This window comes from Vibrio sp. 10N.247.311.12, assembly GCF_041467515.1.
Taxonomy (GTDB): Bacteria; Pseudomonadota; Gammaproteobacteria; order Enterobacterales; family Vibrionaceae; genus Vibrio; species Vibrio crassostreae_C.
In genome coordinates, this window is record NZ_JBFSUV010000001.1 from 75,974 (window position 1) to 99,440 (window position 23,467).

Genomic DNA, 23,467 nt, shown 5'->3' on the forward strand with positions numbered 1-23,467 from the left:
AAAGGGAATTATATGACGGTAACGTATCAGGATGTTCTAGAGTTTTGGTTCGATGAGTTGACGCCTAAAGATTGGTTTACTGGCGGCGCCGAGATTGACACTTTGATAGAGTCTCGATTTTCTGAATTGCATAAAGCAGCCATTCAAGGCGAGCTATTTGAGTGGCGCCAAACTGCGCAAGGACGATTGGCTGAGATTATCGTACTTGATCAGTTTTCTCGAAATATTGGTAGAAAAAGTCCGACAGCATTTTCTGCTGATCCGATGGCGTTGGCTCTAGCCCAAGAGGCGGTAGCGGGTGGTTTTGATCACCAGCTTAACGAGCAACAGAAAAGCTTCCTGTATATGCCTTATATGCACAGTGAATCTTTGTTAGTCCATGAACAAGCCGTGGAACTCTTTTCTCAAACGGGATTAGAGCATAATCTGGACTTTGAGTTTAAGCACAAGGTTATCATTGAGCGATTTGGTCGCTATCCGCACCGTAATGAGGTGTTAGGGCGAGCTTCGACTCCCGAAGAGATTGAGTTCTTGCAGCAACCGAGCTCAAGCTTTTAATTGTAGAAATACGGTCAAAGAATTGAGAAGAGGCTAGAGGTTAATAAAAACCTCTCGCCTCTTTTTTACTTTAGTGATCAACTTTAGCCTTAGAGCTAGTTTGCTTGGTTGAGCGACCAATCGTATTCATAACTGATGTTTTGAGTATTGGTTACTGCTTCAATTCGATATTGTTCTAAGTGCTGAATAAGCTGTTTCTTCGTACCAAAATCCACAGCAAACCATTCGTAAATCGATGATAGTTGAAGCTTATTGTTTGTAACCATCACGCCTTTGTCACTGCTTACAAACTCAGTTGCAGCTTGCTCTAGCAAGGCTTCAGTATTTTTAGAGGTAAAAGCGTCAGGTTGTAAGTTAGGGCAACCTAGGCTGGCACAGTTCACTGCATAATGCGTGCGAGGATCTTGCCAAATTGGTCTTAGGATTCGGTGTTCAATGTCATTGAGTGTCAGTGATTTCCCATTAACGACTACCACATCATCTCCCCACGGACCGAAACTAAACAGTCCGCCAAGTTTAGTTATGGATTTGATCGGGTAGGCATCAAGAATCAAATCGACAGTCACGGCGTTATATAGATTAACCCAGTAGGCATACTGCTCCGCTTTTGAATAGTTGAGCGGATTCACCTGTTCGAGTTGCTTGATGTATTGCTTAAGTTTGGTCTTATCGGCAGTGTTCACCGCTTTATAGCTAACTAACGTATTTTGCCCCTGTTTAACCAAGTAGCTATCGAGGAATTGCTGCCAATCTTGATGAGATACCTGTTCTAGGTTGGTTTCGTCGCTTTGCTTCCAGTATGGCCAAAGATCGGATTTAGGCGCAGACCAAGCTAAGGTTGAGAAAAGTAGGCTGACAATAAAAAGTAGTTGTTTCATGGCATTCTCCTGATGACTGACTACTAAGACCTTAAGGCTTACCATTTTCTTTCATTGCTCTTCATTTAAATAAACATATGAAGTTAAGTTAAAAGCTTAGCCAAATAAAAAAGGTTGGCACTTGGCCAACCTTTAGATTTATTCAGAAACGTCTCATTATTTTAGGAAGCTAGGAATCTTAGCTTCAAACTCTGAAATCTTATCGGCGTGTTGAAGTGTTAGGCCGATGTTATCTAGGCCATTCAGTAAGCAGTGACGACGGAACTCATCAATTTCAAACGAGTACTCTTTGCCGTTCGCGCTGACTTTCATTGCTTCTAGATCAACCGTAATTTCTGCACCTTCATTCGCTTCAACGAATTGGAATAGCTCATCCACTTCTTGCTCAGTCAATCGAACTGGCACCATTTGGTTGTTGATCGAGTTACCGTAGAAAATGTCGGCAAAGCTTGGTGCGATCATTACTTGGATACCGTAATCGGCAAGCGCCCACGGTGCGTGTTCACGAGATGAACCACAACCGAAGTTTTCACGAGCTAAAAGAATTGAAGCGCCTTGGTAGCGAGCTTCGTTCATTACAAAATCAGGGTTTGGCTGTTGGCCTGCATCGTCTAGGAAGCGCCAATCGTGGAACAAGTGCTTACCAAAACCGATGCGGTTTACTTTCTGTAGAAACTGCTTTGGAATGATCGCATCAGTATCGATGTTGGCCGTATCTAGAGGAACGACTAATCCGGTGTGTTGTTGAAAACCTGACATGTTAAATCCTCTAATTAAAGTTCACGAATATCGACAAAGTGACCAGCGATAGCCGCTGCGGCTGCCATTGCTGGGCTAACTAGGTGCGTACGACCATCACGGCCTTGGCGACCTTCAAAGTTACGGTTTGATGTAGAAGCACAGCGCTCTTGTGGACCTAGACGGTCGTTGTTCATCGCAAGACACATAGAGCAACCCGGTAAACGCCATTCAAAGCCTGCTTCTTTAAAGATTACATCTAAACCTTCAGCTTCTGCTTGTGCTTTAACTTGCTCTGAGCCCGGAACGATCAATGCTTGAACATGTTTCGCTACTTGGCGGCCTTTCGCTACCGCAGCGGCTGCGCGCATATCTTCGATACGAGAGTTAGTACAAGAACCCACGAACACTTTATCTACGTTGTAATCAGATAGAGATTTACCGGCTTCAAGACCCATGTAAGCCAGCGCTTTTTCAGCTGATGCTTTTTCTACAGGGTCTGCGAAGCTTTCTGGTGCAGGGATTGGTGTGTCTACTGAGATAACCTGACCTGGGTTGGTACCCCAAGTGACTTGTGGTTTGATGTCTGCCGCTTCTAATGTAACAACTGCATCGAATTCTGCATCAGCATCGGTTTTTAACGTATCCCAGTATTCGATTGCTGCTTCTAGGTCTTCGCCTTCTGGAGAGAACTTGCGACCTTTGATGTACTCGTATGTCGTTGCATCTGGAGCGATTAAGCCTGCTTTAGCGCCAAGCTCGATTGCCATGTTACATACTGTCATACGACCTTCCATCGTAAGGTCGGTAATTGCCTCACCACAGAATTCAACTACGTAGCCAGTACCGCCAGCAGCCGTTGTTTTACCGATGATCGCTAGCACGATGTCTTTTGCAGTGATGCCAGGAGTAACCTTGCCTTTTACTTCGATCTTCATGGTTTTAGCGCGAGCTTGTTTTAGCGTTTGCGTAGCTAGAACGTGTTCCACTTCTGAAGTACCGATACCAAATGCTAGTGAACCAAATGCACCGTGTGTAGCCGTGTGCGAGTCACCACATACGATGGTCATGCCCGGTAGCGTAATACCTAGCTCAGGACCCATTACGTGCACAATACCTTGGTATTTGTGGTTTAGATCGTAAAGCGTGACACCAAACTCTTCACAGTTCTTCGATAGCGTTTCCATTTGGATACGAGCCATCTCACCAGAAGCGTTGATGTCTTTAGTTTGTGTCGATACGTTGTGATCCATGGTCGCGAAAGTCTTGCCAACTTGGCGAACTTTGCGGCCTTTCTCACGTAGGCCATCAAAGGCTTGAGGTGACGTTACTTCGTGAACTAAGTGACGATCGATATAAAGAATTGGTGTTTCGCCCTTCGCTGCAACCGCAACGTGAGCGTCATAAACTTTTTCGTATAAGGTTTTTGCGTGCTGGTTTGTCGACATAGCTTTTCTTCCTTGGGAGCATCAGTCCCAGTGTTTGTTTCGAGCCAAGTCATGCGGTTTACGCTGACTTGGCTTGATATTATTCTTATGTACTTGCTTCTAATCGGAGCCTTTAGCTTATGAAGCTAAGATGTACTCAGCGATCTTGTCACCCATTTCAGAGGTAGTCAGCGCTTGGTTTTTTCCAGCAAGGTCTGCCGTTAGCTCGCCTGCAGAAAGTGCTTTAGAAACCGCTGCTTCGATGTCTTGTGCTGCCGCTTCTTCGCCTAGGCTGTAACGAAGCATTAGGGCTGCAGAAAGGATTTGCGCGACTGGGTTTGCGATGTTCTTACCTGCGATATCTGGTGCGCTGCCACCTGCTGGTTCGTATAGGCCGAAGTTGCTTTCATTTAAACTTGCAGAAGGAAGCATACCCATAGAGCCAGTGATCATTGCGCATTCATCAGAGATGATGTCACCAAAGATGTTTGAACATAGCATTACGTCAAACTGAGATGGGTCTTTGATTAGCTGCATGGTCGCGTTGTCGATGTACATGTGGTTTAGCGTTACATCTGGGTAATCTTTTGCGATCTCTTCAACGACTTCACGCCATAGGATAGAGCTCTGTAGAACGTTCGCTTTATCGATTGAGTAAACGTTTTTGTTACGTAGGCGTGCCGATTCAAACGCAATCTTTGCAATACGTTCGATTTCGTAGCGGTGGTAAACCTCTGTATCAAAAGCTTTTTCAGTTGCGCCTTCGCCTTCACGGCCTTTAGGTTGGCCGAAGTAGATACCGCCTGTTAGCTCACGGACTACCACGATGTCGAAACCGTTACCTGAGATGTCAGCACGTAAAGGAGAGAAAGACTCTAGACCTTTATGGATTTGAGCTGGACGTAGGTTACAGAACAGTTGGAAGTGTTTACGTAGAGGAAGTAGGGCACCACGCTCTGGTTGGTCGTTCGGTGGAAGGTGTTCCCATTTAGGACCGCCAACAGAACCAAAAAGTACTGCGTCAGATTCTTCACAGCCAGTGACTGTTGCTTCTGGAAGTGGACAGCCGTGGTTATCAATTGCAATACCACCAACATCATACTCTTCGCGAGAAAAGCTAATCGCGTGCTTCTTTTCGATCGCGTCTAGCACTTTATGCGCTTGTTGCATTACTTCTGGGCCAATGCCATCACCAGGTAGTACGGCAATTTTGTATGATTTATCAGTCATGTTAATCCTTTAATTCTTTGTTACTGAGCTATTTAGCTCGTTTTAAATTTTGTCCCTAAAGCCAATAACATCGGCTCTAGGGCTCTGTTATTGGGTGTTTAAACTGTTGCGATTCTTTGCTGTTTCATTTCAGCAATGGTGTCTGCGCGTTGAATGCTATTAATAACGTGCAGTAGCGCCTGACCAGAGGCCTCAACGATATCCGTTGAAACGCCTGTACCGTGGTACTTGCGGCCTTTGTAGTTCGCAATAATATCAGCTTGGCCTAAGCCATCTTCGCCTTCACCTTTCGCGGTAAGGTCGAATTTATCCAATGCAATTTCGTAACCCGTTAAGCGGTAGATACATTGGTATAAAGCATCAACCGGGCCGTTACCGACAGCCGCTTCGCATTTCTCTTCATCACCACATTGCAGCTTGATGCTGGTGGTAGACATAACACTACCAGATTGTACGCTTAGGTAGTTAAGTTTATAGAAGTCATCTTCGTCACGTAGATTTGCGAAGTGCATTAGTGCTTCTAGGTCGTAATCGAATACTTGGCCTTTACGGTCAGCCAGTTTCAAAAAGTCTTCGTACAATGAATCTAGGTTGTACTCATTGTCTTTGTAGCCCATTGCGTCCATGTGGCTCTTAACGGCTGCACGACCACTGCGGCTGGTTAGGTTCAATGCTTTGTTTTTCAAGCCAATAGACTCAGGAGTCATGATCTCGTAAGTGTTCTTGTTCTTAAGCATGCCGTCTTGGTGGATACCTGAAGAGTGGCTGAATGCGTTAGCACCGACGATTGCTTTGTTGTCTTGAATTGGCATGTGGCAAAGCTGGCTAACCAACTTACTGGTACGGTGAATCTCTTGATGATCCAAACCAGTATGAACACCTAGTAACTCTTGGCGAGTTTTGATGATCATTGCGATTTCTTCTAAAGAACAGTTGCCCGCACGTTCACCGATACCGTTAATAGTACCTTCAACTTGACGAGCACCGGCTTGTACCGCAGCAATTGAGTTAGCAACCGACATACCCAAGTCATCGTGACAGTGAACAGAGATGATTGCTTGGTCGATGTTTGGAACGCGATCAAATAGCGTTTTGATAATGCCACCAAACTCGTTAGGTACTGTGTAGCCCACTGTGTCTGGAATGTTGATGGTTTTCGCGCCCGCGTTGATTGCCGCTTCAACCATACGACATAGGTTATCGATAGGCGTACGACCTGCATCTTCACAAGAGAACTCAACATCGTCTGTGTAGTTGCGCGCATGCTTTACCGCTTTTACTGCCATATCGACAACATCGTCGTAGCTACGGCGTAATTTATCTTGCACGTGAACCGTTGATGTAGAAATGAAGGTGTGAATACGGAACTGCTCAGCGACTTTTAACGCTTCTGCAGCGGCATCGATATCCTTCGCTACAGCACGAGAAAGTGCACAGATTCGGCTGTCTTTAATATTTTTTGCGATGGTTTGTACTGACTCAAAGTCGCCTGGTGATGACACCGGAAAGCCCGCTTCAATAACATCTACACCCAGTCGTTCAAGTGCATAAGCGATCTGTAATTTCTCTTTTACCGTTAAGCTTGCAGCCAACGCTTGCTCGCCATCACGTAAGGTCGTGTCAAAAATTATCACTTGATCGTTCATGGGTGCTTCCTTATATCGATAATGAATCGATTGCTATCCAAATTATTATTAAGAATGATGTTCTTTTAAAAGTGCCAGTTACAAAAAAACCCGCTCAGCGCGGGTTTTAATATTTGTGTAGTTCTTGACCCACAACTTACCCGCGCGATTGGTTCACGATAAGGAGAAGTTTCAGCAGTCGAGAAGAAGAAAAAATCATTACACAAATATCCGTAAATAAACTGTTAACACCATATTTACCGCAATTTATTCTGAGCGTCAAACAAGAAAATCCAATATAAGCGTGCTTTGGCGGTGTTTTTTTTTGGTTTGTGCTGCTTGCGTGTTGTTTGCTGGTGTTATCAGCTGATTGAGTGTTTTGTACTGGGCGGTTAGTTTATCGTTTGGCTGATGTGTAGGTTAAAACTTTGTAGTAAATCTTTTTGATGGAACGATTCACCAATAAAATTAAAAGGGTGGCTAAATTAATTAATCATTTGATTAAATAGTGAGTAATTAATCTTCTACAACCATGTCGATTTATCCCTATAATTAATCGTGTGATTAATTATAGGGATAGGTCTCAGTGATGGCAGCGCGTAAAGCAGGGCGACCTCAACAGAATCTAGATGTACGGCAGTTACTCATTGAGCACGCTCGAGATCTGTTCGTGGTTCAACCGTACGACAAGGTATCGACTCGCTTAGTTGCTGAGCGAGCGGGTGTGAATATTGCGATGATTCGCTATTACTTTGGCAGTAAAGCCGGATTGTTTGAGGCGATGCTGCGTGAAACATTACGCCCTATGCAATTACAAATGCAGAGACTCGTTGATGAAAGCAGTCATGAGAACTTTCTTGATTTAATGCGGACTTACTACAAAGAGATGGTCAAAGTGCCGAAGTTTCCTCGCTTGATAGCCCAAGTGATGAATATGCCTCCCTCTGAAGTGCAAAGAGAGTTGCTCGAAAAGGTTTTCCTCGATGTTGCAAAGCCAGCCCAAGATGTCATTTTTGAAAAGTTGGTTGAACAAGGCATCTTAAAACAGAACATGGATCCAAAATTGTGCCGTATTTCGTATATAAGCTTGATGGTGTTCCCGTTCATTGCGCCCCCACCTTTGCTTGCTATTCATGGTATTGAAATTAATGAAGAATTTCTTAACCGCTTAATCGAACACAACATTCAATTGATGACTGAAGGCTTTATTAACGCACCGAGCCCTTCTTCCGTGCAGGACCAAAGATAATGAAAATAAATAAAAAACTACTCTTCTTTCCAGCACTTGCGGTTGGTGTTATTGGCCTTGTCGCCGCGATTAACTTGAAGCCGGATCTTCCAACCAAACCTGCGGGTGATAGGGCTCGCTTAGTTGATACTGTGAGCCTAGAACAACAACTGATAGCACCGTTAGCGGTCGGCTTTGGCAAAGTAGTGCCGAAAGTTGAATGGAAAGCGATTGCTGAGGTGACAGGACAGATCGTGTATCGACATCCAGATCTTGAAAAAGGCCAGGTGATCCCTGCAGGAACGGTCGTGCTCAAGGTTGATCCATTGGATTACGAATTGAAACTGATACAAGCAGAGGCGGATCTAAAATCAAGCCAAACCTCATTAGCGAAATTGAATCAAGAAGAAGACAACCTTAATCAGACTCTTAAGATCGAAAAGAATCGTTTGGTGATCAGCAATAAAGAGCTACAACGTAAACAGGATCTGCGTAAGAAAGGGCTTACCTCTCAATCGGATGTCGACCTGCAACAACAAAGCGCATTGTCTCAGCAGAAGTTGGTATTAGATATCGCGAACCAAATCGCGTTGATGCCAGATGAAAAGCGTGTTGCGGAAGCGGTGATTAAGGTCAACGTGTCTAAGGTAAAAGAGGCGCAGCGCTCTCTCGATAAGACCACGATCACTTTGCCAAGAGCGATGCGAATTGCTCAGGTTGATATCGAACAAAATCAAGTAGTTAACATTCAGCAGGAGATGTTTATTGCTCACGGGATTAATGTCATGGAAGTAGAGGCGCAACTTTCTATTCACGATATGCAAACTTTAGCCTCCAGCTTTAACCAATTTCCTCGCGATGCTGCAGGAATCCCTAATCCTTATGAAGCGCCAATCAAAGCAAGCATTCAACTTAACAGCGGCAACCTGAACCTCAGTTGGCCAGCGAAGGTGGCAAGAATCAGCGAAACAGTTGATGAAAACCAAGCGACGGCGGGGATTATTCTCGAGATCGCTCAAGATTACTCACAATTGCAACCAGACAGCGCGACGCCTTTGGTTAACGGTATGTTTGTCAAAGCTGAGATTGAGGGTGTCGCCAATCTAAGTTGGGTGGTTCCAGAGCGAGCACTGCATGGTGATAAGGTTTACCTGATGGATGACAACCAGCGTTTGCAAGTGGTCAATGTTGAAGTGCTTTATCGCAGAGACAATCAAGTGGTTGTGAGTGGAGAGCTACAAACTGGAGATAAACTGGTTCTCAATGATGTCCTGCCAGCAATAGAAGGCATGTTACTGAGAGAGTCCAACTCTGAAGAGGCTGAGCTTGAATCAGAAACTCAGGAGAGTGCGTCATGATCAAGTTCTTTTCTAGGCACCCAACAGCGGCAAACTTGTTGATGCTTGGGTTATTGATCATGGGTATAAGCTCATTATCAACCATCAAGCGTGAAACCTTCCCCGCTTATGATCCGCCTTATATTATGGCTGCCATCGTTTATCCCGGTGCATCCCCACAAGAAGTAGAAGAAAGCCTGTGTGTACGAATGGAAGATGCCGTCGATGGCCTAGCTAACATTGAAGAGACTCAGTGTGAAGCCATAGAAGGTAGTGCACGTCTAATCCTGAAGTTGAATGAGAAAGCGGATATCGGTCGAATGCTGGTGGATGTGCAAACTCAAATCAACTCGATCAATGATTTCCCAACTGAGATTGAATCGCCTGTTGTTCAAGAACTGGATTGGAATGAACCAGTTGTTGATATCGCCATCACAGCAGAAACGTCGTGGCCGGAGCTTAAGGCCTACGCTGAAGACCTCAAACGTATCATGAAGCTTGATTATGATGTTTCACTGGTCGATGTTAGCGGCTTCTCTGATCATCAATACCGCGTTGAACTGGATACTCAAGCGATTCGCCAGCTGGGTTTGAGTGTCGGTGATATCGCAGACCAGATTGGCCGTCAGAATGTAAAACTGCCAAGCGGTAACGTTGAAACACCAGACAAGAATTTTCTGATTCGTTTTGATGAAAGACGAATTACACCTGTTGAGCTGGAAAGCATCGTGGTTGGATCTGCGCCTAATGGCTCGGTGATTCGTTTGAGAGACATAGCCAAAATAACCGACCGCTTTGAGCTTGATGAGCAAAAGGTGCTATTTGATGGCAAGCCTTCAGCGCTGCTTAAGATCAGTAAGAACAAAGAAGACGATGCGCTGAGAATCAAAGAGAACGTAACACGATTCGTTGAAGATCAAAGCGCGATTGCTCCTGATGGCGTGACACTACAAATGACCAACGATCTCTCATCTGTGCTTTGGGATCGTCTAACCATGATGGTGAGCAATGGCTGGCAAGGTATTGTGCTGGTGTTCGCCACCATGTGGCTGTTCTTCAGCTTACGTTATTCATTTTGGGTGGCGGCAGGGTTGCCAGTGGCCTTCCTTGGTGGCTTGTTCTTAATGGCCAACCTTGGTTTGTCGATCAACATTATGTCGCTGGTCGGGTTGTTGATGGCAATCGGTATTATGATGGATGACGCCATCGTGATCGCCGAATCGATAGCCTCCCACTTAGATAGGGGACAAAGCGTCGATGATGCGGTGTACAACGGCGTTAAGAAAGTGCTTCCCGGAGTACTGTCTTCTTTCTTAACCACGGTGTGTATTTTCGGTAGCTTACTGTTTCTTGATGGCGAGATGGGCGCGGTGCTTAAGGCCGTTCCTCAAGTATTGATTTTGGTGCTGTCGTTGAGCTTGATTGAAGCCTTCCTGATTCTACCTAATCACTTATCTCATTCATTACATAAAGAAAAAAATGATAAGCCAGCGTTGCGCTTTAAAGTGGTGTTGCTTGAGAAGTTTGAGAACTTCCGTAATACCACTTTGATGAACATGGTTGAGAAAGTCGTGACCTTCCGCTACGCCTTTATGGGCGGAGTGATTACGCTGTTGTTGCTTTCAGTCGCCTTGATTGCTGGTGGTGTTGTTAAGTTTCAACCTTTCCCAGAGCTGGATGGTGATATTGCCGAGGCGCGTATTATTCTTCCGCCGGGCGCATCACTGTCTCAAACCGAGAAAGTGGTCGACAAAATTGTCGCGTCTGCTGAGCGTTTGAACAAGCAATGGAGCGAAGAGGTTGAAGAAGGCAATACACTGGTCGAGCACATAACTAGCCAATTCAATGCTAACGCCGATGCCAATGAATCCGGCCCGCACTTAGCCACAGTGCGCTTAGATTTACGCGGAGCAGAGAGTCGTAATACGGTTATCGATGATTTCATTGATGCGTGGCGAGAGGATATTGGCGATTTAGCGGATCCTATTTCATTGGTGTTCAAGCAACCGACTATGGGGCCGGGCGGTCGTGCTATTGAAATCCGCGCCAAACACGATGACCTGAGCGCATTGAAATCCGCTTCTTTGGATATTCAGGAGTACCTTAATCAGTTCGATGGGGTGCACGGCGTGCTTGATGATATGCGCATGGGTAAAGAAGAGATTTTGGTCCAGCTGCGCCCTGGAGCCGAAACCTACAATGTGAATGGGCAGATGATTGCGTCTCAGTTACGAGCGGCTTTCTTTGGGCAAACGGCGGATGAGATTCAAATCGGCGTTGAAAATATCTCGATTGAAGTGCGTCTTGATAAGGAACAAGCGGGCGACATACAGCAGCTAGCTAACTTCCCAATCATTACCGCAGATGGCAGTCAGATCCCGCTAGCAACGTTGGCGACATTAGATTTCCAGCGTAACTACGTACGAATTCAGCGTATTGATGGGCTGAGAACCATCAGTATTTTTGGTGATATTGATAATAAGAAAGCGAGTTCATCCGCGATTTTGGCTCAGTTCCAAAAAGATGAAGCCGCCAAACTTATTCAGAAGTACCCGGGTTTACGCTTTGATTTCGAAGGGGAGGCCAAGGATGCAGCCAAGACTGGCGCTTCGATGGGCAAAGGATTCTTGCTCGGCTTATTCGGCGTGTTTGCGATTCTTAGCTATCAGTTCAGAAGCTATTTAGAGCCTGTGGTCGTGATGTTAGCGATTCCACTCGCTTTTATTGGGGTGGTCGTTGGTCACTGGATACTTGGCCATTCTTTGAGTATGCCAAGCATGATGGGCTTTGTGTCGCTTGCCGGAATTGTGGTTAATGATTCCATCTTGTTGGTGCAGTACATTCGTCACCATGTCGATGAGGGGGGTAGCGTGCATGACTCGGTGGTGAAAGCCAGTCGCGAGCGTTTCCGAGCGGTATTCTTGACCTCAATGACGACTGCGGCAGGTTTGCTACCGCTGTTGACGGAAACCAGCTTACAGGCTCAGGTTATCCAGCCACTGGTTATTTCGATCGTATTCGGCATATTTGCCTCGACCTTATTAGTATTGTTTATGATCCCAGCGGCCTACGCGATATTGGCGGATTTCGGTTTGGTGAAAAAGCACGAGCCATTAGCCCTATAACTTTTAGTGCTATAGCCTTTAGCGCTATTATCATTAGCGAGCACTATTATCATTAGCGAACGCTATAACCATTAACACGATAGAAGTAGCGTTTGCTTGCTTATATAAAGAAGTAAAAACATAGAAGAATAAAGCGGCCTTGGGTCGCTTTATTTTTATCGACAGTTTCTAGGCCTCATCAGCTTGCTTAGCGAAAGCGGTCAATTCGCCTCAAAATTCATTTTAGTTCATTCAAAACGTCACTTAACTGTCATTTCAGGAGCATAACTTGAGCCTTAACTGAATAAGGATTGTTAAGGAGATTGTATGCGTACTATCGAACCTATTGTCCGCTGGGATGTGGCATTTTCTGTTTTCTGTTTAAACAACCGCTATGGCGGGCAACATGCAACGCTCAGTAAAGCGGTGTCTCATACTGGAGATGGACACCTTTATGTTTTGATTGCCTTGATTGCACTGCTGGTCGATAGCAACACCGGTCGAGACTTTCTTTTGGTGGGCTTAACCGCCTTCGCAATCGAACTGCCTATTTACTGGTTTGCTAAAAATACCCTCAAGCGCCGTCGACCAGCTGAATTCTCTTCACTACTTCACTCTCATATTGTGCCATCCGATAAATACAGTCTGCCTTCAGGGCATTCCGCTGCTGCTTTTGTTATGGCGACCTTAATCGGGCATTTCTATCCGAGCTTGTACCTCTTTAGCTTGGTGTGGGCAACTGCGATTGCAGGCTCTCGAATCCTGCTCGGTGTGCACTTTTTAACGGACGTACTGATTGGCGCAGCCTTGGGCATCGCTTGTACCAGCCTCGCTATCAGCTTCATCCTGTAATTATTTTGTTGGCAACCACTGCCGAGCTTAAGTGGTAAATTTAAAGGAACATGCATGAAAATTTTATATGGCGTACAAGGCACAGGAAATGGGCACATCGCTCGAGCGAGAGCAATGGCCGTCGCTTTTCGTCAGCAAAATATTGATGTCGATTTTCTGTTCTCTGGGCGAGATGAGAGCAAATACTTTTCGATGGAAGCGTTTGGCAACTATCAGACCCGCAGCGGCTTAACTTTTTACAGCGAGCAGGGGCAGGTTAAATACGGCAAAACATTCATGAAGAACAACATCTGGCGATTTCTCCGTGAGATTAACCAGATCGATCTTACGCCTTATGACTTAGTGATTAATGATTTTGAGCCTGTCACTGCATGGGCGGCTAAGAGACAAGGTGTGCCACGCATTGGGATAAGCCACCAGAATGCGTTTCGTTATGATGTACCCAAAGAAGGGGGCAACTGGATTGAACATTCAGTGATTCAACATTTCGCCCCAACCGAGCACTCTATTGGCTTGCACTGGTATCACTTTGAACAGCCGATTTTGCCGCCTATCGTTCACACGCTGGTTGGTGAGCAACAAACCAAAACAGCACAAGACTTTACGTTGGTCTATTTGCCATTTGAGGATCTTGAGTCGATCTCAGAGCTGCTGATGAAGTTCATTTCGCAAAACTTTGTCTGTTACCACCCGGATGTGATTGAGCATAGCCGAGTTGAAAATATTGAGTTCAAACCACTGAGTCATGCGGGCTTTCAATTCGACCTCAATCAGTGCTCTGGTGTGGTCGCAAATGGCGGCTTTGAATTGCCATCTGAAGCCCTAACTTTGGGGAAGAAATTGCTTCTCAAACCACTCGAAGGACAGTTCGAACAACAGAGCAATGTGGCGACGCTAGAGGCCCTTGGGTTAGCTCAAACCATGACGTTTTTAGATGCGGCTATCTTGCGTGCTTGGCTCAGTGAAAAACAGGCCGAAGTGGTCACCTATCCAGACGTGGCAAGTGCACTCGTTGAGTGGGTATTAGCAGGGAATTGGTCTAATCAAGATGATTTAAGAAAGCAACTTTGGGACAAGGTCGACTTTCCAAGTTATGCATCGCTCACCTAACTCATAAGTGCTATTTCTGAATTGACCGGTTGAACAATTCACGAGTTCAATAAATTGTAACAAATGTAACCAAACGATAGAACAGCTAAATAAGTCGAAATTAAACTCATAAGTGACGCATTTTATGTTTTTTTATAACTCTATAAATAATTGATTTTTAGATGTTGTTTAATCATTAAGGTAAAATAAAATTATTCTTTATCAATCTTGTTGGTAGCTCGAGATGCATTGGTTAATAGTAATGTCAATCCGAAAAACATCGGTCTGATAAATATAAGAATTAGTGGTTATCTATTCTCATACCATTACCAATTTAACGCTGTCGAACCGACAAGAGGCAACTTGAATGTTAGATAAGAAAGACGCAATGAGTGCTATTGCAAGCTACAGAATGGAAAGCACACTTCGTGGAGTCGACTTAAATCTTTTGACTGTATTTGATGCAGTTATGCAAGAGCAAAACATTACACGTGCAGCTCACAATCTGGGTATGTCTCAGCCTGCTGTAAGTAACGCTGTTGCTCGTCTAAAAGTGATGTTTAACGACGAACTATTCATGCGCCAAGGTCGTGGTATTCAACCGACTCAACGTGCACGTCAGTTGTTTGGTCCTATCCGCCAAGCGCTACAATTAGTACGCAACGAACTACCAAGTTCTGTGTTCTCTCCAGAGTCTTCTTCTCGCCTGTTCAAGCTTGCGATTTGCAGCCCTTGTGACATGCGTTTTGCTCCTAAGATTATGTCGACAATCAACGAGCAAGCACCTAGCGTGAAACTGCACATGGATGCTGAATTCGATCGTCAACTTTCTGAGCGTATGCGCTACCAAGAAATCGACTTCGTTATTGATTACGCTCGTTTTGATGAGCAAGGCTTCTCAAGCACTGAAATCTTCCAAGACGAATTAGTTGTGGTTGCTTCTGCTTCTCACCCACGTATCAACGGTGAAGTTTCTGCGGCAGAGCTGCTTAACGAAAAGCACGCAAAACTGTCTCGCATCCATGGTCAACGTAGCTTCTCTGAGCAAGCTTACCGTGACCTAGATTGCACGCCTTTCTACGAAGGTACGAGTTTAAGCAACGTTCTTTACGTTGTAGGCCAATCTGAACTAGTAACAATTGCTCCTCGTTGGATGGTAGAACATGCAGCAAACAAAGAGCAGCTTCAGATTCTAGATTTCCCATTCGATAATGCGGCGATTTCTGGCTTCCTAAGCTGGCACGAATCAAGTGAAAAGGATAAAGGACACATTTGGTTACGAGATCAGTTAATGATGATCTGTGGCGAAGTAGTGGCACTTAACTAGACACTAATCCCTATGATTTATAAGCCCTAAGCTAGGAGACTGGCTTAGGGCTTTTTTATGCGCGCTATTTTAGTAGGTAGAAAACTAAGCGTTAGACGTACTATTACTTATAACTTTGAGCTTCATCAGTTGCCTTTTCCATGATCAGAGGTACACTTGTGCGCTCAAAAAAGCTTACAGGTGTAAGCCTAAAGGTAAAGAGATGGCCAATTTAGATTTTCATATCGTAAAAAGACTTCGTGACCAAATTGCCCAAGGCGGCAACCGTACAGCTTTGAAGCACAAAGTAGACAATGTATGGCAAGGCATTAGCTGGGAACAGTTTGGACAACAAATCGATACGCTTTCATTAGCACTATTGGCTCAGGGACTGAGAGTTCAAGATAAGATCGGTATCTATTCAAATAATATGCCTCAATGGACCGTGGCAGATTTTGCATCTTTACAAGCTCGTCTTGTGACTGTGCCGATTTATCCAACCAACACAGCAGCACAGTCGTCTTACATCATCCAAAATGCGGATGTGAAGATCTTATTCGTTGGTGAGCAAGTTCAATTTGACGCGGCGGTGAGCCTATTCGAAGAGTGTGAACAGCTAGAAGTGGTTGTCGCGATGTCTGATGATATCGATCTTCAAGGCCATAGCTTTGCGGTATCTTGGGCTGATTTCATGGCGCGCGGTGTTGAAGCTCAGCAAGCTGAACTTGATGCTCGTCTTGCAGATGCAAGCATGGACGACCTACTAACTCTTATCTATACCTCTGGTACCACAGGTCAGCCAAAAGGCGTAATGCTTGATTACACCAACATTGGCTACCAGTTAGAAGGCCACGATGAGCGTCTAAGTTTAAGCAAAGACGATGTCTCATTGTGTTTCTTACCTCTATCTCACGTATTTGAGCGTGCGTGGACGTTCTACGTTCTCTATAAAGGCGCAACCAACTGTTACTTGCAAGATACCATGCAGGTGCGTGACGCGCTGAGCGACGTGAAGCCAACCGTAATGTGTGCGGTTCCACGTTTCTACGAGAAGATTTTCTCTGCGATTCACGAGAAGGTTTCGAAAGCGCCGTTTATCCGCAAGGTTCTATTTACTTGGGCGGTGAACATGGGAGCGAAACTCTCTGTTTGTCACCAAGAAGGTCGCACTCCTTCGCTAATGCTGAAGAAGAGCCATGCATTAGCAGATAAGCTAGTACTCTCTAAATTGCGTGCGCTGCTGGGCGGTAATATCAACTTCATGCCTTGTGGTGGCGCGAAGCTTGATGAGACGATTGGTCGTTTCTTCCATGCTATCGGCATCAACGTAAAACTTGGCTACGGCATGACAGAAACCACAGCAACAGTATCTTGTTGGGATGATCGCTGTTTTAACCCTGATTCGATTGGTATGTCGATGCCGGGCGCAGAAGTAAAAATTGGTGCTAAGGACGAGATTCTTGTTCGCGGTCCAATGGTGATGCGTGGCTACTACAAGATGCCAGAAGAGACAGCTAAGACATTCGATGAGCACGGTTTCTTGAAAACCGGTGATGCGGGTCATTTTGATGAAAATGGTAACCTGTTCATTACTGATCGTATCAAAGAGCTGATGAAAACTTCTGGTGGTAAGTATATTGCCCCGCAAGTGGTTGAAGGTGCGATTGGTAAAGATCACTTTATCGAACAGATTGCTGTTATCGCTGATACACGCAAATTCGTTTCTGCGCTGATTGTTCCTTGTTATGACTCGCTAGAAGAGTACGCCAAAGAGCTTAATATCAAGTATCACGATCGCGTTGAACTGGTTAAGCACCACCAAATCGTCGAGATGCTAGAAAAGCGTGTGAATGACCTACAGCAAGAACTGGCTAAGTTTGAGCAAGTGAAGAAATTCAAACTGCTACCAAAAGCATTTTCTATGGATGATGGTGAACTGACACCAACTCAAAAATTGCGTCGTAAAGTTATCAACGATAAGTATCAAGACGAAATCGAAGAAATGTACAACGAAAAGCCTAAAGATAAGTAGTTTTCTGCTTAGATAAATTTTCAGTTGTTTAAAAATCCCCCTACGAATGTGATTGCATTTTTAGGGGGATTTTTTGTATCTAATGACACAGCACAATGTGCGAAAGCGCACACCAGCAAGCTCGCGGTTTATCGATAAATAGCGATCTATTAAAATATTAAGTGCTTTTTTTTGTTCGATAAATAGTGTTTAAACCTGGCGTGGGGGGCTGAGTTGGGTTTTATTTAATGCTTTGAGCTAATAGTTGGTTTTTTGGCACAGTTGCCGAATAACAGGTGTTAGACCAGATGATAATAAAGCGTTAAAGTTGTTTCGTATTACTGTTTGTTGTTATCACGACAGACAGCCATAGCCGAAAAAGTGGAAGTATTTCGAATTAGGCTACGAATAAGCCCTAGACTATGAAAAACCAGCCCAACATGTTCACCAAATATGATTGGAAACTGGTGAGGAGAGCAATATGACAACAAAACCTGAAACAGCCATGTCATCCGGCGCTGAAATGTTATCCGGCGCTGAGATGGTGGTGCAGTCTCTAATTGAAGAGGGTGTAGAACAAATCTTTGGTTACCCAGGTGGTTCTGTACTTGATATCTACGATGCGCTGCATGCTAAAACTGCTGAAATTAAACACGTATTAGTACGACATGAACAAGCCGCTACCCACATGGCTGATGGCTATACTCGTTCTACCGGCAAACCGGGCGTAGTACTTGTGTGTTCTGGTCCAGGTGCGACCAATACCGTTACTGGTATTGCAACCGCCTACATGGATTCAATCCCAATGATTGTTATTTCTGGTAACGTACCAAATAACCTCATTGGTAATGACGCCTTCCAAGAGTGTGACATCGTGGGTGTATCACGCCCGATCGTTAAACACAGCTTCTTAGTTAAGAAAGCGGAAGATATCCCTGAAGTCGTTAAAAAAGCATTCTATATTTCAACGACAGGGCGTCCCGGTCCTGTGGTTATTGATCTGCCGAAAGATATCTTAAACCCACAAATCAAGCTTCCTTATGAATACCCAGAAACGCTCAAAATGCGTTCGTATAACCCAACGGTTACGGGTCATAAAGGTCAGATCAAAAAGGCGCTAAAAGCCCTTCTTGAAGCGAAGAAGCCGGTACTTTATGTCGGTGGTGGTGCGGTTATTTCTGAGGCAGATAAGCCGCTGTTAAAATTAGCAGAGGCACTGAATTTACCTGTGGTAAGCACCCTAATGGGGCTTGGCGCTTTCCCTGGCACCCATAAGAACTCTTTGGGTATGTTAGGCATGCATGGTTTATATGAAGCCAATATGGCGATGCACAATGCGGATTTGATCTTTGGTATTGGCGTACGTTTCGATGATCGAACGACTAATAACCTAGATAAGTACTGCCCTGATGCGAAGATCATGCACATTGATATCGACCCATCTTCGATCTCTAAGAACGTAAAAGTGGATCTACCGATTGTAGGTTCTGCTGAAAAGGTTCTAGAGAGCATGGTGAACTTGCTCGTTGAGCAAGGCGGCACTAACGATGCAAAAGCGATTGAAAGCTGGTGGAGTGAAATCAAGCAGTGGCAAGAGCGTGACTGCCTAGCTTACGAGAAATCGTCTGAGCGCATCAAACCTCAACAAGTAATTGAAACACTGCATAAAGTAACCAATGGCGATGCCTATGTTGCTTCTGACGTAGGTCAACACCAAATGTTTGCTGCTTTATACTACCCGTTTAACAAGCCACGTCGTTGGATTAACTCTGGTGGTCTAGGCACGATGGGCTTTGGCCTGCCTGCTGGTATGGGCGTTAAGTTTGCTAAGCCAGATGAAGAGGTGGTTGTGGTAACCGGTGACGGCAGTATTCAAATGAATATCCAAGAGCTGTCGACTGCGCTGCAATACAATATCCCGGTTAAGATTATTAACCTTAACAACCGTTTCCTAGGCATGGTAAAACAGTGGCAAGACATTGTTTATCAAGGCCGTTACTCTAACTCATATATGGACTCTGTTCCTGATTTTGCTGCTATCGCTGAGGCTTATGGCCACGTTGGTATGCGCATTTCATCTCCGGATGAATTGGAATCAGGTTTGGAAAAAGCACTGGCGATGAAAGACCGTTTGGTATTTGTCGATATTAGTGTGGATGACACCGAGCACGTATACCCAATGCAGATCAAAGGCGAGGGTATGGATAACATGTGGCTAAGCAAAACGGAGAGAACATAATATGAGACACATTATTTCACTACTAATGGAAAACCAACCTGGTGCGCTTTCTCGTGTGGTTGGCTTGTTTTCTCAGCGTGGCTACAACATCGAGTCTTTGAACGTATCTCCAACCGATGATCCGACGCTGTCTCGTTTGAACGTCACTACTAACTCGAGCGAAATGCAGCTTGAGCAGATTCAGAAACAACTGCATAAGCTAATCGACGTACTTAAAGTACAAGAAGTGTCTGAACTTGAACACATTGAACGTGAGCTGTTGATGGTAAAAGTACGTGCGAGCGGCTTTGCTCGTGCGGAAGTGAAGCGCACAGCGGATATCTTCCGTGGTCAGATCGTTGATGTTACGGCTTCTCAATATACGGTTCAAATGGCGGGTACTAGCGAGAAACTGGATGCCTTCATTCAGGCGCTGTCTGAAGTGACGGAAGTGCTTGAAGTAGCTCGAAGTGGTGTTGTTGGCATCGCACGAGGCGAACGTGCGTTGAAAGCCTAGACGATAAGTCTTTAAAAAATAACTTTAAAGCCGCTTTTTTAAGCGGCTTTTATTTTGTTAATTATTTAGAGTGCTATAATCCCGCGCTGCACTTCCATTCATCTGAGTTAGCAATGCGAAATAAAAAATCAATAATTACATTGCTGATTATCTCTATCATATTGTCTTCTGCAGTATGTCTGTATTATTTGCAGCGCTACAAAGAAGTAAAACAGCAGAGCTTTGACTACTCAGCTAAGCAAGCCGTTCATCAGTTAGTGTATGCCAAGCGAGATTATGATCTTCTCAAGACTCAGTTAGTCTCGGTCATGGAGCTACTCAGTCATAGCCAGAGCTTGGTTAACTTTGCTTCCTCTCCCTCAGACCAAACCAAACATCTACTTGAAGAGGTCTGGCAATCTGTTCTCGTGAACCAGAAGTGGTATACACAAATCCATCTGTTAGATGTCACTGGCAAAGAATTGGTGCGTGTTAACTATTCCTCTGATACCGGTAGAGTGACGTTTCCTCAACAGCTGCAAGATAGGTCGGATTCTAACTACTTCCAATACGCTCAAAAACTAGAAGCCGAACAGATTGGCGGTTGGGGTATTGAGCTTGAAACTGAGCATGGTGAAGTCACCTTCCCTTATTCGCCGGTAATCCGTGTCTTTACCCCAGTAGAAACCCCTGACGAAAGAGTAGGCTACCTCGTCATCAATCTTGATGTATGGGGCTTATCGTCGCGTCTGAGCTTTTCACCAGATAACGATCTTAGAGCAGAAGTTCTCAATGACGCGGGTTACTTCATCGCGAGTAACAACAGCGGTAAGTTGTTCGGAGACTCTATTCCTGAAAGAAAAGGCTATAACCTGAAAAATATCGCGCCGAAGACTTGGGATGCTATCTCCAATGATCAGGTGGGATACGTTTTTGAAGATGGTAATTTGTTTGCCTTTAACACGGTTATGCTCGCGAACAGTCAAAAGGTCCATTTACTGATTCAACTTAATCAAAAGCAACTGATGGATCGGGCTGAGCGTGATCTAGATGATTTGGCCCATGAAGAGATCATTGTTCTGATTACGGTGCTGATATTCGCTTTCCCGTTTGCTTACCTGGTGACGCACTGCCGACGCCGAAGCCTAGAGAGTAAATTGGCACGAGCCGCATTGAATGGTATGTCGGCAGTGATGATCTCTGACAAGCAGCACCGCACAATGATGATCAACAACGAATTTGAGAACATGACTGGGTACTGCAAAAAACAAGTTATCGGTCAGAATGCCCTGCAGTTGTTGCTTGAGAATACCGACCAAGTACTCTCAAGTTCGGCTATCTGGAGTCATTTAGAGCAAGAAGAAGTATGGGAAGGGGAAGTTCAGTGTAAGAACAAACTGCGTATTCCTTTTACAGCGATCATGCGAGTGCATGTGGTCAAAAACAATTCGGGTAAAGTCAGCTATTACATCACCTCTTTGGTGGATATTTCGGTAAGGAAGGAGCTTGAGGTGCGTTTGAGGATCTTAAGTGAACGTGACTCTTTGAGTAATCTCTGGAACCGACGAAAATTCGAAGAGCAGCTGGCCTACTATTCTCGCTTAGTTGAGCGTTACCCGATCGAAGCGACCACCTGCTTAGCCTTGGTGGACATCGATAACTTCAAGCGAATCAATGATGAGCTTGGCCACGACGAAGGTGACCGTGTGATCGCTGGTGTTGCTAAACTTCTGCAAGATAGCCTTCGTGGGACGGACTTTGTTGCACGTGTCGGAGGAGAAGAGTTTGCACTGTTGATGCCACACACGTCTCTGCCAGAAGCAAAGCGCGTATTGGATCGCTTGCGAATAGAGATTGAACTGGCAGCCGGAACTAAGGTAACGGTGAGTGTTGGCTTTACTGATTTAACAAGTAACAGTACTCGCTCATACAAGTGTGCCGATGTTGCGCTTTACGAATCTAAATCGTCTGGTCGTAATACGGTCTCTATGTGTCCTAGCTACGATGATGTCGCTTAGGTTCGCTTCTATCTAGTCCTGTCTTCTATTTGCTTCACCTCTTCAAGTCGCGCCCCGACTCCTTTTTCCTTTCCCTCTTTTTATTAGGAATCTCACTTTTGAGCGACCTGTGTCACAAAATCTATACAGTTAGACTAAAGTCTAATGTTGGTGGAAATTTGAGCTAAAATTAACAGTAAGTAAACTACTTTGCTTCAGATTACATCGTGTTAAACGATGTAATAAATAGAGTGTTTACCAGATGTAAAAGGATGACACCGTTAACTTAATTCAGCTGGTTAGCTAGCCTTATCAATAACTTGAAAGGCAGCAGTAGAATTAGGTTAGCTGGAGCAATAGTTTGGGGATCATACAGTCTGGTTAAAAGAGGCGTGGTATGTTTGTCGATTTTTTAGTGAGGTTAACCATAGGCACATTAGCCATTCTTGGCTTTCAACTTAGTGCATTGTATTTTTTACCTATGGTTGTGCTGCTCAATACTCATCACAAAGAGTTTTTTGGGTGGTAGTTCAGTCGTGGTACTGGAAACAAAAAAACGGAGCCGCTGGGCTCCGTTTTTTATTTGGTTAGAATCTATCTTGGCATCATGCCGCTTCGATAACTTCTTCAATTCGTTTCATTGAACCTAGTAAGTGTTGATCAAGCAGTTCTGTTGCTTGTTCTACATTCTTAGAGAGTACTAGTTTCATGATCATTTCGTGCTCATCAATATTGAACAGATCATCAGATGCGCTTTCTGCAGACATAGCGAGGAAGCGGTAACGTTTCACTTGGTTAATTAGGTCATCAAAGAACTTAAACATGTTCTCTGAATCTGCACCTTCAAGCAGTGCGACATGGAATTGCTGGTGGCGCTCTTCCCATTCTACACAGTCAAACTCTTCAGATACGTACTGTACTCGCGATAGTTTATGGTAAGACGTTAGTACATCCAGTTCCCAGCTCTCATCACCTGCTGCAATCGCTTTTTTAAGCAGAACCGATGATACAACACGAAGGCTTTCGTATAGGTCATTCAGTTCTTTCTTTGATACAGGAGATACCCAGCAGCCTTTTTGTGGCTCTAGCTTTACGTATTTGCTCCAAGATAACTGTACCAAGGCTTCGCGAATAGGGGATGCGCCAACGTTGTAGCGTGCTTTTAGATCAGCAACAACAAGCTTTTGGCCTGGGGTTAACTCACCATTAAGAATATCTTGGCGAATCATCTTTGATACTTTGTCAGTGAGCGTAGGACTAGACATTACAAACCTCATCTATATATGATTTCTAGTCTGCTAATCCGTCTCTTAGAAAGAGTCAGTTGGAGGTTAACAGTACGTAGTTCTATTGTGATTGATAATACAGCGTAC

General features: G+C 44.7%; 17 protein-coding genes. 11 read left to right on the plus strand and 6 right to left on the minus strand.

Annotation, left to right across the window (positions count from 1 at the left end; translation table 11 throughout):
- Positions 1-12: 12 nt before the first annotated feature.
- Positions 13-558 (plus strand): DUF924 family protein, encoded by a 546-nt coding sequence (locus tag AB6E30_RS00300; protein ID WP_017066942.1) that lies wholly within the window; start codon positions 13-15, stop codon positions 556-558.
- A gap of 95 nt (positions 559-653) precedes the next feature.
- On the opposite strand, the gene AB6E30_RS00305 is transcribed toward AB6E30_RS00300, so the two are convergent.
- The 5 genes from AB6E30_RS00305 to leuA form a co-directional block, all read right to left on the minus strand.
- Positions 654-1,436, minus strand: a complete 783-nt coding sequence (locus AB6E30_RS00305) for a DUF547 domain-containing protein (protein WP_017061387.1) — start codon at positions 1,434-1,436, stop codon at positions 654-656.
- A 156-nt stretch (positions 1,437-1,592) separates the two neighbouring features.
- Positions 1,593-2,195 carry a 3-isopropylmalate dehydratase small subunit gene (gene leuD, locus AB6E30_RS00310; RefSeq protein ID WP_017062937.1) on the minus strand — a complete coding sequence of 201 codons (603 nt, stop codon included), beginning with the start codon at positions 2,193-2,195 and terminating at the stop codon, positions 1,593-1,595.
- Positions 2,196-2,209: 14 nt separating this feature from the next.
- A complete protein-coding gene (gene leuC, locus AB6E30_RS00315) occupies positions 2,210-3,622 on the minus strand; it encodes a 3-isopropylmalate dehydratase large subunit (RefSeq protein ID WP_372073167.1) in 1,413 nt (470 codons plus the stop codon).
- Positions 3,623-3,739: 117 nt separating this feature from the next.
- Complete coding sequence (gene leuB, locus AB6E30_RS00320; protein WP_017061390.1) at positions 3,740-4,831, minus strand: 3-isopropylmalate dehydrogenase; 1,092 nt, start codon at positions 4,829-4,831, stop codon at positions 3,740-3,742.
- 98 nt (positions 4,832-4,929) lie between these two features.
- Positions 4,930-6,477, minus strand: coding sequence for a 2-isopropylmalate synthase (gene leuA / locus AB6E30_RS00325; RefSeq protein ID WP_017066940.1), 1,548 nt, complete (start codon positions 6,475-6,477; stop codon positions 4,930-4,932).
- Positions 6,478-7,045: 568 nt separating this feature from the next.
- Between leuA and AB6E30_RS00330 the strand changes: the two genes are divergently transcribed.
- The 10 genes from AB6E30_RS00330 (at position 7,046) to AB6E30_RS00375 (ending at position 22,115) form a co-directional block, all read left to right on the plus strand.
- Entirely contained in the window at positions 7,046-7,705 is a 660-nt protein-coding gene (locus AB6E30_RS00330; protein WP_372102366.1) for a TetR/AcrR family transcriptional regulator, read from the plus strand.
- Complete coding sequence (locus AB6E30_RS00335) at positions 7,705-9,042, plus strand: efflux RND transporter periplasmic adaptor subunit (protein ID WP_102393666.1); 1,338 nt, start codon at positions 7,705-7,707, stop codon at positions 9,040-9,042. Before AB6E30_RS00330 ends, AB6E30_RS00335 begins: the two co-directional genes overlap by 1 nt.
- On the plus strand, positions 9,039-12,146 hold the full coding sequence (locus AB6E30_RS00340; protein ID WP_372102368.1) for an efflux RND transporter permease subunit: 3,108 nt from the start codon (positions 9,039-9,041) through the stop codon (positions 12,144-12,146). Before AB6E30_RS00335 ends, AB6E30_RS00340 begins: the two co-directional genes overlap by 4 nt.
- Positions 12,147-12,452: 306 nt before the next feature.
- Positions 12,453-12,977 carry a phosphatase PAP2 family protein gene (locus AB6E30_RS00345; protein WP_017062930.1) on the plus strand — a complete coding sequence of 175 codons (525 nt, stop codon included), beginning with the start codon at positions 12,453-12,455 and terminating at the stop codon, positions 12,975-12,977.
- A gap of 54 nt (positions 12,978-13,031) precedes the next feature.
- On the plus strand, positions 13,032-14,087 hold the full coding sequence (locus tag AB6E30_RS00350; RefSeq protein WP_372102370.1) for an MJ1255/VC2487 family glycosyltransferase: 1,056 nt from the start codon (positions 13,032-13,034) through the stop codon (positions 14,085-14,087).
- 346 nt (positions 14,088-14,433) lie between these two features.
- Positions 14,434-15,393: a transcriptional regulator LeuO gene (gene leuO / locus AB6E30_RS00355; RefSeq protein WP_017061397.1), complete on the plus strand. Its 960-nt coding sequence runs from the start codon at positions 14,434-14,436 to the stop codon at positions 15,391-15,393.
- Between the two features lie 202 nt (positions 15,394-15,595).
- Positions 15,596-17,404, plus strand: a complete 1,809-nt coding sequence (locus AB6E30_RS00360; protein WP_136979308.1) for a long-chain fatty acid--CoA ligase — start codon at positions 15,596-15,598, stop codon at positions 17,402-17,404.
- A gap of 460 nt (positions 17,405-17,864) precedes the next feature.
- On the plus strand, positions 17,865-19,622 hold the full coding sequence (locus AB6E30_RS00365) for an acetolactate synthase 3 large subunit (RefSeq protein ID WP_372102371.1): 1,758 nt from the start codon (positions 17,865-17,867) through the stop codon (positions 19,620-19,622).
- A gap of 1 nt (position 19,623) precedes the next feature.
- Positions 19,624-20,118, plus strand: a complete 495-nt coding sequence (gene ilvN, locus AB6E30_RS00370; RefSeq protein WP_008219984.1) for an acetolactate synthase small subunit — start codon at positions 19,624-19,626, stop codon at positions 20,116-20,118.
- Between the two features lie 113 nt (positions 20,119-20,231).
- Positions 20,232-22,115 carry a diguanylate cyclase gene (locus tag AB6E30_RS00375; RefSeq protein ID WP_372102373.1) on the plus strand — a complete coding sequence of 628 codons (1,884 nt, stop codon included), beginning with the start codon at positions 20,232-20,234 and terminating at the stop codon, positions 22,113-22,115.
- A gap of 584 nt (positions 22,116-22,699) precedes the next feature.
- Here the strand turns inward: AB6E30_RS00375 and AB6E30_RS00380 are convergent.
- On the minus strand, positions 22,700-23,371 hold the full coding sequence (locus tag AB6E30_RS00380) for a GntR family transcriptional regulator (RefSeq protein ID WP_080582236.1): 672 nt from the start codon (positions 23,369-23,371) through the stop codon (positions 22,700-22,702).
- Positions 23,372-23,467 lie beyond the last annotated feature (96 nt).